The organism is Microbacterium sp. NPDC089696 (assembly GCF_044749125.1).
Classification (GTDB): domain Bacteria; phylum Actinomycetota; class Actinomycetes; order Actinomycetales; family Microbacteriaceae; genus Microbacterium.
Genome location: NZ_JBIVHF010000002.1, coordinates 758182 through 772406, shown reverse-complemented (window position 1 = coordinate 772406; position 14225 = coordinate 758182). Strand labels below are relative to the sequence as shown.

Here is a 14225-nt window from a genome sequence, read left to right as displayed (position 1 = left end):
GAGAGAACACCATGGCGAAGACCCCGCGCACCCTTCGGCTCTCCTTTCCCCAGTGGCAAGGTGGAGACATTACCGGCTACCGCCTCGGAGCGATGGTGCTCAACCAACTGCTCCCGGCTCCGGGTCACATGATGAGCGAGGCAGTCGCCGTGCCACTGGCGCCGGCCGGCCGAACGGGACTGCTCGCAAGCGACGAAGAGAACCTGACGTCGTCCTACGGCCAAGTCCACGCGCAACTCCAGCAAGCCGTCAACATCATCACCCGCGCTGATCCCGACCGCATTCTGACCATCGGCGGCGACTGCGCCGTATCCATCGCACCGTTCGCATGGCTGGCGTCGAAGTACCCGGAGTTTGGCGTCGTATGGGTGGACGCTCACCCGGACATGTGGGCAGCCGATGCGCAGCCGCACGCGAACGCCCGGGCAGCTTCCATTCTCAGCGGCCAGGACGCCACCGAACTCGGCACGCTCCTTCCCACGACCGTTCCGGCCGACAAGTTTGTCTGGGTGGGTACTCGCGCGGAGGTCGTGCCGCAACTGGTGGACCTCGACCGGGTGTGGAGCAATCGCGTCCGGGTCGACGAGGTCGAGACCTCTCCGCGAACAGTCGTGGAGCGTCTGCGTCGCAAGGGCGTCCGACAGATTGCGGTGCATTTCGACCTCGATGTTCTCGACGCCGACGAGTTCCACGGTGTCGCGGTCGGAGAAGACGCAGGCATGACCTGGAAGGGCATCGCTGCGCTCCTACAGAGCCTGGACGAAGAGTTCGAGCTCGTCGGGCTCACCGTCGCTGAACACATCCCCGAGGGGCTGGAAACACTGCGCGAGATCATCTCGTCCACCTCGCTGATACGCCCGTCCTCTGACGCGCACTGACTTTCAAACCTCCCCCTCCACATCCTGATCCAAGGACCCGACATGACCCGTCCAGAAGAATCTCGCCAACTGGTCGAGACGAACTCTTTCAACCACGTTCCCGAGTCCGGGCGACATGGATCCGTGTTCGGCCAGACGCAGTTCTGGTTCATGATCAACGCGACCATCATCACCGCGTTCGCGGGGACCGTAGGACCTCTCGCCGGGCTCAGCCTTGGGTGGACGCTCGTGGCGATCCTCGTCGGCAACGTGGTCGGGGTGAGCTTCCAGGCCTTCCACGGAGCACAGGGTCCGCACATGGGGCTGCCTCAGATGATTCAGTCCAGAGTGCAGTTCGGTTCTCGAGGTGCTCTCATCCCCATTGCGGCCGCTGCCATCATTCAGATCGGTTTCGGCATCTTCAACCTGGAGACAGCGAGTCAGTCGCTCGGATCCATCACCACGCCCCAGCCCGTGATCTACCCTCTCGTGCTGGGAGTCGTCGCAGTCGCGGTAGCCATCGTCGGATTCCGCCTCATCATGGCGGTAGAGAGAATTGCCTCGTACTTCATGGTCGCGAACCTCGTGTTCCTCGCCATCGCCATCTTCGTCGTGCTCGACATGCGCACTCTGTTCAGTGTCGGCGAATTCGTACCTGCTGCATTCATCGCCCAGATCGCCGCGGCCGCCAGTTACCAGATCGCACTCGCCCCAATGGTCTCTGACATGACCAGGTATCTTCCGACACGTATCGGAACAAAGGCAGTGGTCGTGTCAGTTTTCTGCGGCACCCTTGTCTCCGCAACGTGGATTGAGGGGCTCGGCGCGGTGGCCGTCACCGCGTTCCCGGAGCAGGACGCCGTCAGCGCACTCGCGGAGATCGGCAACGAGTTCGGATTCGGACTCGGCACCATCATGCTTGTCATCGCGGTCGTGGTCACGCTCGCGACCTTCACCCAGGGGATGTACAGCGGTTCTATCGCGGCACTCAGCGGTATCGAAGCCTTCAAGCACCTCGAACCGACAGCACGACTTCGCGCGGTAGCGCTCGGCGTCGCTGGGGCCATCGTCATCGCTGCCAGTCTCCTCGTGCCAGCAGACATCCTGAGCAACTTCGGGGTCTTCCTCGCACTCCTCGGCTATCTGCTCATCCCGTGGACGGCCATCAATCTCGCGGACTACTACCTCGTGCGTCGTGGGAAGTACTCCATCACAGACATCCTGAAGCAGGACGGTGGCATCTACGGGAAATGGAACGCGAACGGTCTGATCAGCTACGTGATCGGGCTCGTATTCATGGTCCCGTTCATCGTGGTCCCGTTCTACACAGGTCCGGCCGCCGCGTTCATTGGCGGGACGGATCTGAGCTTCCTCATCGGTTTCATCGTGGCTGCGACCGTCTACGTCATTCTCAGCAGGCGTGTCGATCTGCGAACCGAGTTCGAGATCGTCGATGCCAGCCCAGTGAGCACTGGCACGATTCGTCAGGCAGCGCGGCGCTAGCTGGACCTGATGTAAGCGTGGTCCGGTCGAACGCGGACCACGCTTACAAGAGAGGCGTCATGAGGAGACCTATGGGGCCCACGGTGCATGGAACCGGTTCGCTCTAACTTGTCTCAAGGCTCTGCCGCGCCTGGAGATCACGACCCGCTCATGTCATACGATGCCGATAACGTGACCCGAGTCGGCGGGCAGCGTCGCGTAGGGGGGAACGCCAATGAAGTTGCTACGGGCACACATCCGGGGCATCGGGAGACTCGTCGACTCGACCATCAAACTCGACCAGAAGCTCATTGCAGTGGTTGGGCCTAACGAGGCTGGCAAGAGCACCTTGCTCAAGGCTCTCGAGATGGTGAACGGCGAGCTCACCTTGCCTCCGGAAGAGCGTTCCAGAGCGGTGGAGGTCGCCGACGATGACGACGTGGTTACTGTCGACTTCGAGCTAGGGCCCGACGACCTCGATGTTCTCAATGACTTGAACTTGGCGGTGCAGCCAAGGACTCTCTCGCTGTCTCGAGCCCCGGACGGTCAGGGATCTGTGGGCATCGTTCCATACCCGCGCACGGCGCTTGGCGATGTGGTTGAGCAGGTTGCCGTCTTTCGAGGGGCTGTCCCAGGTCTCGACGGGGTCATGCGGGTCGATACGGGGAACCCGAACGCGGACGAGAGCCCCGAAGAGTTTGAGCATAGAAGGTCTGTTACGGAAGACCTTCATGAGCTCGGGGCGGCTCTGGCCGCGTACTTCGAGGAGGCGCGCCGCGCGCGAAGCGTCGGGGACGAGCTCCTGTCATCCGGGCGAGATCTGTTCAAAGAGCTTGCTCGGTACTCGAGTCCGACGGCGCTGAGGTCGGCGTGGGCGAAGATCGAAGGCTGGCTCGCCAAGCCCTCGCCCGAGCCCATCGTCCGAGAGCGGCTGGTCAAGCGCATACCGTCAATGGCGTTGTTCTCGGATCCCGACCGGAACCTGAAGTCCGCCTACACGCTGGATCAGGCGCTGCTGAGCGACACTCCTCGTGCCCTCGCGAACCTCGCGCGACTCGCGGAACTTGATCTCGCAGCCCTGGTGGCCGCGGTCGAGACCAACCAAGTGTCGCGACGCAACACCCTCCGGAACCAGGCCAATCGCAAGCTCATCGCCCACTTCTCATCCGCATGGAAGCAGTCGTCGCTCGCAGTCGACCTCAACGTCGAAGGCAAGACCCTTCGGATCGGTCTGATCGAGGACGAGGTCTTCTCCTCGATCCTCGAAGAGCGGTCGCAGGGGCTCAGGTCGTTCGTCGCGCTCACGGCTTTCCTCGCATCGCGGGAGCTAGACGTTCCACCGATCCTGCTCATTGATGAAGCCGAGAATCACTTGCATATCAATGCGCAGGCCGACCTCGTGGAGATGCTGTCAAGGCAGGATCAAGCAGCGAAAGTGATCTACACCACACATTCGCCAGCCTGCCTACCCAGCGACCTCGGCGTCGGTATCAGGGCGGTCGTGGTCGACGGCGACGAGACCAGCCACATCGAGAACAGTTTCTGGGCTCAACGAGCCCCCGCGATGACTTCGCTGATGATGGCGATGGGCGCGTCGGCGGCCGCGCTCACCCCTGCACGCTGCGTTGTTGTGGCTGAGGGGGCCGGCGACATGATCCTTCTGCCTACGCTCATCCGGCTCGCAACCGGGCTGCCGCGCCTCCCCTACCAGATCGCGCCGGGGCTCTCCGAGCTGCCGTCCGACCTCTACCCGGAGCTCGACTTTCAGGCAGCGAAGGTCGCCTATCTCGTAGACGGTGATAGAGGTGGAGTGGAACTCGCCCGGACTCTTGGCAGAGCGGTTCCGAGCGACCTCATCGTCTCCCTCGGAGTGCCAGGTGCAGAGAACCTGCTTCGAGAGGCGAGCTACATGGCTGCGATGGAGAAGCATCGCGGCGAGCACGCGGCGGTTAGCGCGACGAGCGCGCTGGAACTCCCCGACCGCTTTTCGGCCTCGTGGGCGAACGCGGCCAGGGACTGGCTTAGTGAGTCGGGAGTCCGCCCACCCTCGAAGGTCGCGGTTGCTAGCGAGTTCGCTGAAGACCAGAACCTCGAGATCGACCCGGGGGTTGCTGATCTTCTCCGAGCAGTGCACGAACGATTGTGCGTAGCCCTCGGCCTGAACGCTTAACGCTGGCTACGGCTCGACGAGGTTCACTGCACCGAACGACAAAGCGGTGGAGTGAGGCGTCGTCGGGCGTTGACCGCGACTAGGCGCTCTCCGACCGACTTTTCTAGCGTCGGCCGAGGATCGACGGCCGTGGGCTCCCGGAAACTTCAGTCTGGAGTAAGTCTGGATTGTCCGGACTAGCTTTGGAAATCACAGTTCGTGAAGCTACTGGGTTGAAGACTTGTGGACCTCGCGTGAACACTCGGATCTATGCGGTGTTCCCCGTTTTGAGGTGGCTCGGTCCGAGGTGGGTGGTGTCGTTGAGCGTGGCGACGGTGTGGTTGTGGAAGTAGTCGTCCTCGACCAATCGGGTGATGCTGCCGGAGTTCACTGTGAAGCTCACGCGGTCGAGAGCGTCGATCGGCATTCCGATCCAGCGGGCGATGATGAAGGTCGCGGACCCTCCGTGCGTGACGATGATCTTCTGCCGGGCAGGGGCCCGCATGATCGTCTCCATGCCGGAGTAGACGCGACGTGCCCATTGCAGCTTGGTTTCGGCACCCTCCAGTCCCTCGTCGTGGTCCATGCGTTCACCGTTCGCAGGCGGCGGGACGAACCTCTCCCGGAACCAGGCGTCGGGCTTGCCCTCACCGACGCCGTAGGACTTCTCCCGTAGCTCTGACAGCCACACTGGCTCCAGTTCCAACCGTGCGCCGACGACTCCCGCTGTCTGGGCAGTGCGGCGAAGCTCAGAGCTGTACAGGGTTGCGCCCGGCGCGACGGTGCCCTTGAGAGCCTCGGCGATCTGTTGCGCCTGGTACAGTCCGCGTTCCGTCAGGTCCGAGTCGAACCAGCCCCCGACTCGTCCTTCGACATGGTGTGTCGCTTCGGGATGGGTGACGACGAAGATCTCTTTCACACCACTGATCCCATCATGTGGTCGAGCATCAGCGAGGGTCCGTGTCGAGCACTGCGCCGACGCCCGTGAGACGTGAGGGATCGGCGAGCACGTCGAGCGCGACGATCCGGTCATCGACGACGTCGAACGCCATGATCGACACGACCACGCCCCGCATGACGGCGGCGACGCCGGGCCTGCCATCGATTCGGATCGGGGTGGAGTGCGCCGCAAGTCTGCCGGAGAGGACGGCCTGCTCGGCGATGGCGCGAGCACCTTCGACGATCTGGGTGGATGTCCCGTAGTCCGCGCGCAGTGTCGCTCCGTCATCGAGGAGGGACAGCAGAGCCGTGAGGTCTCCGTCTCGTGCAGCGATCAGCCAGGCATCGACCATCCGTCGTTCCTTGCCGCGATCCGTGGCTCGGGGTTCGTCCGAGCCACGCACTCGTCGCCGGGCGCGTGAGGCGAGCTGACGGACGGCGTCCGAGGATCTGTCGAGCACCTCGGCGATCTCGTCGAACGGGCGGCCGAAGACATCGTGCAGCACCAGGGCGATGCGCTCGGCGGGGCTCAGCGTGTCGAGCAGGACGAGCAATGCGGTGCTGATCCGGTCGCTCTGCAGCACGAGATCTGCGGGGTCCGCATCGACCGCGGCAGGTTCGTCGCGCCACTGCTCGACCTGCCAGGACTGCTCGCGTGTGCGTCGCGGGGTGCGTAGCATATCGAGGCTCACGCGGGAGACGACGGTGGTGAGCCAGGCCTCGAGGTTGTCGATGGTGGTGACGTCGATGCGCTCGAGGCGCAGCCAGGTCTCCTGGATCGCGTCGTCGGCGTCGGCGGGGGAGCTGAGCAGTCGTGTCGCGATCGCTCGCAGCCGCGGACGCTCGGTCTCGAATCTCCTCGCAAGAATTCTTCGGTCGGTCATGTCACATCTCCTCATCGTTGATCGTCTTCATGTCGACGAGGGAGAGCCCTCGAATGTGACAGGAGACCATCACCATGAACACCCCACTTCTCGTGACCGGCGGTACGGGCACCATCGGACGCCGTGTCATCCCGCTGCTCCGGGCCGCAGGGCGCGACGTCCGCATCGCTTCGCGGAACCCACGGGCTGATGAGCCCGGTATCCAGCATGTCCGCGTCGACACCGTCAGCGGCGACGGACTCGCCGCCGCGCTCGGGGGTGTGGACGTCGTGCTCCACCTTGCCGGCGGCGCGAAAGGTGACGACATCGCCGCACGCAACCTCGCGCAGGCTGCTCGGGAGTGCGGCGTGCAGCATCTGATCCTCATCTCCGTCGTCGGGGCCGATCGGATGCCGATCGGGTACTTCCGCGCGAAGGCCGCCGCGGAGCAGGCGATCGCCGACTCCGGCGTGCCGTGGTCGATCCTGCGTGCGGCGCAGCTGCACGAGTTCGTGCTCCCGATCATCCGGGGGATGGCGAAGCTGCCGCTGCTCCCCGCGCCCGGGGGACTCCGCTTCGAGCCGGTCCACGCCGACGAGGTCGCAGCGCGACTCGCCGACCTTGCGCTCGGCGACCCTGCGGGCCGAGTAGCGGACGTCGCGGGTCCCGAGATCCTGGACGCGCGCCAGCTCGCGCAGGCGTACGCCGACATCAACGGCGGTCGCATCCGCCGGCCACTTCCTGTCCGCATTCCCGGAGGTGTCGGACGTGCGTACCGCGCCGGCGAGAACCTGGCCGGAGCACACGCGGATCGTGGCGCGCGGACCTGGCAGGACTTCCTGCACGAGTCGCACACTGATCCCGCCACCGCCGCTAAGGTAACCGGATGAGACTCGGGCTGTCGCACGTCATCGAGCCGCGACTGGCGCCGCTGGTGGAGGAGACTCGCGCGTTCTACGCGTCCAGAGGCACAGGAGTCGGACCGCGTAACCGCGACGAGCTGGTCGTCGCTCGGGCGGCCACCAAGCCCGCGGTTCCGTCTCACCCGCCGGCGGTAGAGAACGTGGTTCACCACGAGGGGCGAAGCGTCCCCATCCGCGTTCACCCTCCGACGACCGGCGACGTACGGGGCGCTCTTCTCGACGTGCACGGAGGAGGCTTCTACATGGGGAGCGCCACCGCGGACGACGTGCGGAACCAGGCCCTGGCCGACGCCCTCCGCATCGCCGTCGTCAGCGTCGACTACCGCCTGGCCCCGGAGAACCCTTGGCCTGCCGCCCCGGACGACAGCGAAACCGCCGCGTTGTGGCTCGCCGAGCACGCCGCAGAGCTGTTCGGCGTCGGTCGCCTCGCGATCCAGGGGTTCTCCGCCGGCGCCACGCTCGCCATGTGCACCCTCCTCCGTCTACGGGATCGTGGCGTGAAGGCGTTTGAGGGATCCGTGCTGCAGTTCGGCACCTACGACCTCAGCGGGCTCACACCGAGTGGGAGACTCATCGCGGACGAGTACTTCATCGAGGCCTACGTCGGGTCCGCACCGGATCGCACCGTTCCCGACATCTCACCGGTGTTCGCCGACCTCTCCGGTCTCCCGCCGACGCTCATGGTGATCGGCGAGGACGACATCCTGCTCGACGACAACTTCGCAATGTCCGCGCGTCTGGTCGCCGCGGCGAACGACGTCGAACTGCGGGTGTATCCCGTAGCGCCCCACGGATTCACGCGTCACCCGACGCCCATGGCGACGGCGGCGCAGACCGACATCCATGCATGGCTCGACGCGCTCTACGATGCGGGGAGGACCTGATCGAAGCACGCCGTCGAGTCGGGCGACGAGCGACTCAACGGGGGGCGACTTACGCGTCGGTCCGCGGAGGCAGTAGGTCCGCGTAGAACTGCGCAGCACTGGCAGCATCGATCGCGTGGGTCTCATCCTCGGCGACACCGCGTGCGCTGAGCCGCGCACCAAGAACAACGGCACGGATTTCCACGGCTCATCGACCTCAGTTCATGTAACAGTTCGAGCGATACGGGATTCAGCACGGAAAGAACTGGCTCTCGATCACACCGAGCGGTCCTCACGGAGCATTCGAGGAGGTTCGGCGGTCTGCGCGTGAGTGGGGGCCCTCATATTCGCTGTTACATGGATCCTCGATGGGTGAAGAAGCAAATCTCTGCTGGCAACGCGTCTGAGGCTGGGGCCTATGCCGAACACATCCTCGACCAGACGACGTACGCGTTCCGAATCCAGCACATTGGCTACCTGCGCCTCACGCCTCCGGTGCTGGCCCGAATCGCAGGGCGAGACGAACTCGTCGACAAGATCAATGAGAACGTCGACGTCATCACCTGGGGAGGCGCGTCTATGGACGCCGATTCGCGAGATTTCTATCGGCGAGAGTTGTTCCCGAACGTGAACATCGTCGCCGGGTTCGGTACTACCATGGCGTTGGGAAGGTGCGCAGCCGAGCGCCTCGGCGTCGATACCGACGACGCGATCCTCGATCCGACCATCGACCCGTACAGCACGTTTCAGGTGCGTGATCCCGACACCGGCGAAGTTGTTGAGTATGGCGAGCGAGGGCAGCTGGTCGTCCACCACGTGAGCAAGTCCTTCCTTCTTCCGAACAACGCGGAGCGAGACTCTGTCATCCGACGCGCACCTCACAACGCGGATCAGTTGGGTGACTCGATCGGGAGCATCGCACCTCTTGATGCCTTCAAAGGTGTGGAGGTCATCGAAGGCGTGTACTGACGAAGCAGAAGAGGTGGTGGGTCTTCGCAGACCCGCCACCTCTTCTCTACTCTCTTCCCTCCGGATTCGATCAACCGAAGTTATGTACGCCGTACGGCGACAACGTTATGTCCAATCCGCGAGCTCTGGGACGGCGTCGGTGTTGACCCGGAGTCCGATGCCCGGTTCGGTGGGCAGAGCGGGGACGCCGCCGTCAACGGGAGGTTCGCCGAGGAACAGTGGGGATACGCGTTGGTCGAGGCCCCAGTAGCTGGGGTTGGTGAGGTGTTCGATCCATCCGCAGTTCGGCTGGGAGAGTACGACGTGGAGCGTTGCGGCGGAGTAGACGTGGGGGATAACCTCGACGCTCGATCCGGAGGCCATCTGCGCGATGCGTCGCATCTCGGTGATGCCGCCGACGCGGTGCACGTCCGGCTGCAGTACGTCGGCGGCGCCGGCGTCGAGCAGGTGCTGGAAGCCGTAGCGGGTGAACTCGTGCTCGCCGGTGGCGATCTGCACGATGCCCATGTCGCGCAGGCGCGCGTGACCCTCGACGTCGTCGGGGATGAGAGGCTCCTCGACCCAGCGCAGCGAGAACTCGCCGAGTGCGCGGATCATCTCCATCGCGTAGGGACGATCCCAGCCCATGTACGCGTCGCTCATGATCTCGATGTCGTCACCGACCTCTTCGCGGATCGCGGCGATGTAGCGGAGGTTCTGCATCATGCCGGCGCGTCCTTCGGCGGGGCCGTAGCCCCAGTTGGCCTTGACGGCGGTGTAGCCGCGGTCGACGTAGTCGCGGGCCATGCGCTTGACCTCGGTGAGGTCGTCGTCGGGCTGGACCTTGCTCGCGTAGGCGATGACCGACTTGCCCGAGGCGCCGCCGAGCAGCTGGTAGACGGGGACGCCGGCTTGCTTGCCGAGGGCGTCCCAGATGGCGATGTCGATGGCGCTGATGGCCTCTATGGCGGCGCCCTTGCGCCCATAGACGATGGAGGAGCGATACATCTCTTCCCAGATGCGTTCCGTCGCGTGGGCGTCGAGGCCTTCGGCGATTCGTCCCAGGTGGGCGTTGACCATGAGCGCGGCCGCGCCGACGCCATCCTCGGAGTAACCGATGCCGAAGGTGCCGTCCTCGAGCTCGACGCGAACGACGATGATGCCCTGGGGCCAGGTGTACCAGGACCAGCCGTCTCCGCGGCGCGGGAAGGTGTTCATCGGGCTCGGCCCGCGGACGCTCTTCTGCTGCTGCCAGAAGTTGCCCCACATGGACTGGGCGACATGGCGGGCTTCGACGCTGACGATCTTCATGATTCCTCGCTCACTTCAGTGTGACGGCCACTGTGGTCGTGTGGGGCTAGTCTACTCTCAGATGCACATGTAGCATTACCGTTGCAAGGAATGCACCACAACGAAGGAGTCGACGTGCCTCAGATGGAAATGGATGTGGTGACCTGGGCTGGCCCGGATCACCTCGAGCCGCAACGACGCCCGAAGCCGGACGTCGCACCCGGATGGGTCGTGCTGCGCACGGATCGTGTCGGGATCTGCGGATCGGACCTCTCCATCCTCCATGGACATCACGCGCGTGCCCAGCCGGGAATCGTGATCGGCCATGAGTTCATCGGCACGGTCGCGGAAGCGGGCGACGGTGTGGACATCGCGGTCGGTACTCGCGCGGCGGTCTTCCCCCTGATCTCCTGCAAGGACCAGGCGGACGGCACGGTCTGTGACGCCTGTGCGGCCGGTCATGAACACGTCTGCGCACGTCTCGGCCTGTACGGCGTCGACGAGCCCGGCGCGTTCGCCGAATTCGTGGCCGTCCGGGCGCACTCGCTCGTGCGGCTCGCCGACGGCGTCGAAGACGCACTCGCGGCACTCGCCGAGCCGCTCGCTGTCAGCGTGCACGCCGTCGAACGCTCCGGCCTGGAGCCGGGTCAGTCGGTCGCCGTCTTCGGGGGCGGCCCCATCGGCATCCTCACCGCTCTCGTCGCCCGCCAGCGCGGTGCGAGCTCGGTCGTCGTGGTCGAGCCCAACGAATGGCGGGCGGGAGTCGCGCGTGAGCTCGGGTTCGAGGTGCTGTCGCCCGCTGACGCCGTCGGCAGCATTCGGGAGCGCACCGGCGGTGCCGGCGCGCACGTCGTCTTCGATGGTGCCGGTCACCCGTCTGTGACCCCGCAGCTGACGGATGCCGTCCGCATTCGCGGCACTATCGTCATCGTCGGCGTCTATGCGACCCCGCCGGCGACGGACCTACGCGCGGTGAACTTCCGCGAGCTCACCATCATCGGTACCCGCGTCTACCGGTTCGAGGACTTCGTGGCGGCGGTGGATCTGCTCGACGGAGACAAGCTCGGCCTGCGCGCACTCCCCGTGCTGCAGTTCCCGCTCGACGAGTCGGCGGAGGCGTTCACCCAAGCGCAGAAGGGGATCGGCAGCATGAAGGTGCTCGTCGCCCCGAACGGAGGACTGGTCCATGCCTGAGTTCGCACGCACAGGACGCCACGCACCCGGCGTCGCTGTCGTCGTCGGAGGATCCGGCGGCCTCGGGTCCGCCGCCGCCGAGCGGCTCGCGGCCGACGGACACCACGTCGTCGTCACCGGCCGTCGCCTCGACGCGCTCGACACCGTCGTCGCTCGGATCACCGATGCGGGCGGCCGCGCGGAGGCGCGAGTCCTCGATACCGCCGACCCCGCGGCTGTGCGCGAGGTCTTCTCGGCCATCGCCGATGAGGTCGGCACCGTGACGACCCTCGTGCTGTCGGCCGGTACCAACACGCCGCAGCGTTGGTGGTCGACGCTCACCGATGAGGACTTCACACGCATCGTCGACACGAACCTGTCCTCGGTCACCCGCTGCATCCTCCGGGTGCTGCCGGGGATGCGCGAGGCCGGTTTCGGGCAGATCATCGTGATCTCCTCGTGGGCAGGTTTCCGTTACATGTCCGTCGCCGGTGCCGCGTACGGCTCGTCGAAGACGGGCCTGTCCTTCCTCGTCGAGTCTCTCAACGACCAGGAGGGGCGCTCCGGCATCCGCAGCACCCTGCTCTGCCCGGGTGAGGTGGATACGCCCATCCTCAAGACTCGCAACCCTCCGCCCCCGCAGGAGGAGATCGACCGGATGCTCGTGCCCGAGAACGTCGCCGAGGCCGTGGGCTGGATCACCGCGCTCCCCAGCGGCGTGTGCGTCAACGAGCTCGTGCTCACCCCGACCTGGAACCGCATTTACGTCGCTGACTCCGCCTACCCGCCGAAGGCCGTCTGATGCGCGTCATCGTCAACGACGCGAACGTCGGACCGTGGCTCGAGCAGGACGCGACCCTCGCCGAGGACGGCATCGAGATCGTCCTCACGGATCCCGTGGGTGCACAGGCGATGCTCGCCGATGCGGACGCCTACGTCGGCATCTACTTCCCGGACGAACTGCGGACGGCGACGAGCGAGCGGTTCGCGTTCCTGCAGGTCACCGCCGCCGGAGTGGACCACATCGACCTCGACGCGCTCGCTCCCTCGGTGACCGTCGCCAACGCGTACGGGCACGAGCGCTCCATCGCCGAGCATGTGCTCATGGTCTCGCTGGTGCTGAGGCGTCGCCTCTTCGCAGCTGACCGGGCGCTGCGTGACGGGCGGTGGGCCAGCAGGCTCGTCGATCCCGCTGCCCCGAGCTTCACCACGCTCCGGGAAGCGAAAGTCGGCATCGTCGGCTGGGGGCACATCGCTCAGGAGATCGCGCGCACGGTTCGCGGCTTCGGTGCATCGGTCGCCGCGGTGACCCGTACCCCTGCGCGCGCGGAGGAAGCGGATCTGGCCGAGTGGATCGGCGGGTACGACGACATCGAGCGTCTGGCCGCCGAGTCGGACATCCTCGTGCTCGCCTGCCCGCTGGTCGAACGCACGCACCACATCGTCGACGATGCCGTGCTCTCCGAGCTCGGTTCGACCGGCATCGTGGTGAACGTCGCCCGAGGCGCCGTGGTCGACGACGCAGCACTGTATCGGGCGCTCGCCTCCGGCAGCATCCTCGGCGCAGCCATCGACGTGTGGGATGTGCCGGCCGGCACGGCGCCGGTCTCGACGCAGCCATTGGCCGAGCTCGACAACATCGTGATGACTCCGCACTACTCCGCGACGGCGACGGACACCTATCGCGTCAGGGCGGGGCAGGTGGCCGACAATCTGCGTCGTGTCCACCGTGGTGAGCAGCCGAGCACGCTGGTGAAGGCGGGTGTCCGGTGACGGCCTGTGATGTGCTGGCCATCGGCGAGACGATGGCCATGGTGACGCCGGTCGCCGGCGGCACGCTCAACGGCCGCTCCGCGCTGGTCCTGCATCCGGGTGGTGCGGAATCGAACGTCGCGGCGAGCCTCGCGCAGTTCGGGGCGAGGACGGAATGGGCGAGCGCCGTCGGGGCAGATGCGCTCGGTGACATGATCCTGTCAGAGGTCGCCTCTCACGGGGTGGGCACCAGCCACGTCCGACGTGACGCACACGCCCCCACCGGTGTGTACTTCAAAGATCCGAAACCCGACCGTACCGACGTGCTGTACTACCGTGCGGGCTCCGCAGCCAGCGCGATGGGCGTCGACCGACTGGACGACTGGACTCCTCTGAAACCTCGTCTCGTGCACGTCTCGGGCATCACCCCGGCCCTGTCGGCGACGTGCGAGGCGCTCATCGAGGCGGTGGTCGTGGAGCGGGTCTTCGGCGACGCCGTGGTGAGTTTCGACGTCAACCATCGCCCGCAGCTGTGGGCAGGGGATGCCGGACCGGTTCTCCGCAAGCTCGCCGCTCACTCGGACATCGTCTTCGTCGGGCGAGACGAGGCGGAGCGTGTGTGGGGGACCACGGATGCCGACTCGGTGCGGGCGATGTTCCCGGACGTGCGCCATCTGGTCGTCAAGGACGGTGATGTCGAGGCGGTGTCGTTCACCGACGGGGGACGTGTCGCCATGCCCTCGCGACACGTCGATGTGGTCGACCCTGTCGGCGCCGGTGACGCATTCGCGGCAGGATGGCTCATGGCGCACCTGCGCGGCGAGACCGAGCCCGACAAGCTGTCTCTCGGTCATTGGACGGCCGCCCAGGTGCTTCGCGCGGCGGGAGACCTCGCACCGCTTCCCGACTACACCGACGCGCTGAGCGCCGCCATACACGCATCGTCGCCTACGCTGACGATGCCCGCCTTCGACCGAGAGAGCTGA

At 65.7% G+C, this 14225-nt stretch carries 13 protein-coding genes; 10 read left to right on the top strand and 3 right to left on the bottom strand.

Going from position 1 to position 14225, the window contains the following annotated elements; all coding sequences use genetic code 11:
* Positions 1-11 precede the first annotated feature (11 nt).
* The 3 genes from ACIPY8_RS14145 to ACIPY8_RS14135 all read left to right on the top strand — a co-directional run bounded on the left by ACIPY8_RS14145 (position 12) and on the right by ACIPY8_RS14135 (position 4509).
* Positions 12-878: an arginase family protein gene (locus tag ACIPY8_RS14145; protein WP_400819339.1), complete on the top strand. Its 867-nt coding sequence runs from the start codon at positions 12-14 to the stop codon at positions 876-878.
* A 42-nt stretch (positions 879-920) separates the two neighbouring features.
* Positions 921-2360, top strand: a complete 1440-nt coding sequence (locus ACIPY8_RS14140) for a purine-cytosine permease family protein (protein WP_400819336.1) — start codon at positions 921-923, stop codon at positions 2358-2360.
* 214 nt (positions 2361-2574) lie between these two features.
* Positions 2575-4509: an AAA family ATPase gene (locus ACIPY8_RS14135; RefSeq protein WP_400819334.1), complete on the top strand. Its 1935-nt coding sequence runs from the start codon at positions 2575-2577 to the stop codon at positions 4507-4509.
* Between the two features lie 247 nt (positions 4510-4756).
* Here ACIPY8_RS14135 and ACIPY8_RS14130 read toward each other — a convergent pair whose 3' ends face one another.
* Both ACIPY8_RS14130 and ACIPY8_RS14125 read right to left on the bottom strand, forming a co-directional pair.
* Positions 4757-5407: a histidine phosphatase family protein gene (locus tag ACIPY8_RS14130; RefSeq protein ID WP_400819331.1), complete on the bottom strand. Its 651-nt coding sequence runs from the start codon at positions 5405-5407 to the stop codon at positions 4757-4759.
* A gap of 28 nt (positions 5408-5435) precedes the next feature.
* The gene (locus tag ACIPY8_RS14125) at positions 5436-6311 is read right to left on the bottom strand and encodes a sigma-70 family RNA polymerase sigma factor (protein ID WP_400819329.1); all 876 of its coding nucleotides are present in this window, start codon (positions 6309-6311) and stop codon (positions 5436-5438) included.
* Between the two features lie 74 nt (positions 6312-6385).
* Here ACIPY8_RS14125 and ACIPY8_RS14120 point away from each other — a divergent pair, with 74 nt between their 5' ends.
* The 3 genes from ACIPY8_RS14120 (at position 6386) to ACIPY8_RS14110 (ending at position 9045) form a co-directional block, all read left to right on the top strand.
* Positions 6386-7180 carry an SDR family oxidoreductase gene (locus tag ACIPY8_RS14120; RefSeq protein WP_400819326.1) on the top strand — a complete coding sequence of 265 codons (795 nt, stop codon included), beginning with the start codon at positions 6386-6388 and terminating at the stop codon, positions 7178-7180.
* On the top strand, positions 7177-8097 hold the full coding sequence (locus ACIPY8_RS14115; RefSeq protein ID WP_400819325.1) for an alpha/beta hydrolase: 921 nt from the start codon (positions 7177-7179) through the stop codon (positions 8095-8097). Before ACIPY8_RS14120 ends, ACIPY8_RS14115 begins: the two co-directional genes overlap by 4 nt.
* Positions 8098-8448: 351 nt before the next feature.
* Positions 8449-9045 (top strand): hypothetical protein, encoded by a 597-nt coding sequence (locus tag ACIPY8_RS14110; protein ID WP_400819322.1) that lies wholly within the window; start codon positions 8449-8451, stop codon positions 9043-9045.
* A gap of 105 nt (positions 9046-9150) precedes the next feature.
* On the opposite strand, the gene ACIPY8_RS14105 is transcribed toward ACIPY8_RS14110, so the two are convergent.
* On the bottom strand, positions 9151-10335 hold the full coding sequence (locus tag ACIPY8_RS14105; protein WP_400819320.1) for an enolase C-terminal domain-like protein: 1185 nt from the start codon (positions 10333-10335) through the stop codon (positions 9151-9153).
* A gap of 123 nt (positions 10336-10458) precedes the next feature.
* Here ACIPY8_RS14105 and ACIPY8_RS14100 point away from each other — a divergent pair, with 123 nt between their 5' ends.
* The 4 genes from ACIPY8_RS14100 to ACIPY8_RS14085 are packed head-to-tail and all read left to right on the top strand — an operon-like array spanning position 10459 to position 14225.
* Positions 10459-11508, top strand: coding sequence for a zinc-binding dehydrogenase (locus ACIPY8_RS14100; RefSeq protein WP_400820347.1), 1050 nt, complete (start codon positions 10459-10461; stop codon positions 11506-11508).
* Positions 11501-12289, top strand: a complete 789-nt coding sequence (locus tag ACIPY8_RS14095; protein WP_400819318.1) for an SDR family oxidoreductase — start codon at positions 11501-11503, stop codon at positions 12287-12289. Before ACIPY8_RS14100 ends, ACIPY8_RS14095 begins: the two co-directional genes overlap by 8 nt.
* Positions 12289-13260 carry a 2-hydroxyacid dehydrogenase gene (locus ACIPY8_RS14090; RefSeq protein ID WP_400819316.1) on the top strand — a complete coding sequence of 324 codons (972 nt, stop codon included), beginning with the start codon at positions 12289-12291 and terminating at the stop codon, positions 13258-13260. Before ACIPY8_RS14095 ends, ACIPY8_RS14090 begins: the two co-directional genes overlap by 1 nt.
* On the top strand, positions 13257-14225 hold the full coding sequence (locus ACIPY8_RS14085; protein ID WP_400819313.1) for a sugar kinase: 969 nt from the start codon (positions 13257-13259) through the stop codon (positions 14223-14225). The genes ACIPY8_RS14090 and ACIPY8_RS14085 overlap by 4 nt, the downstream gene beginning before the upstream one ends.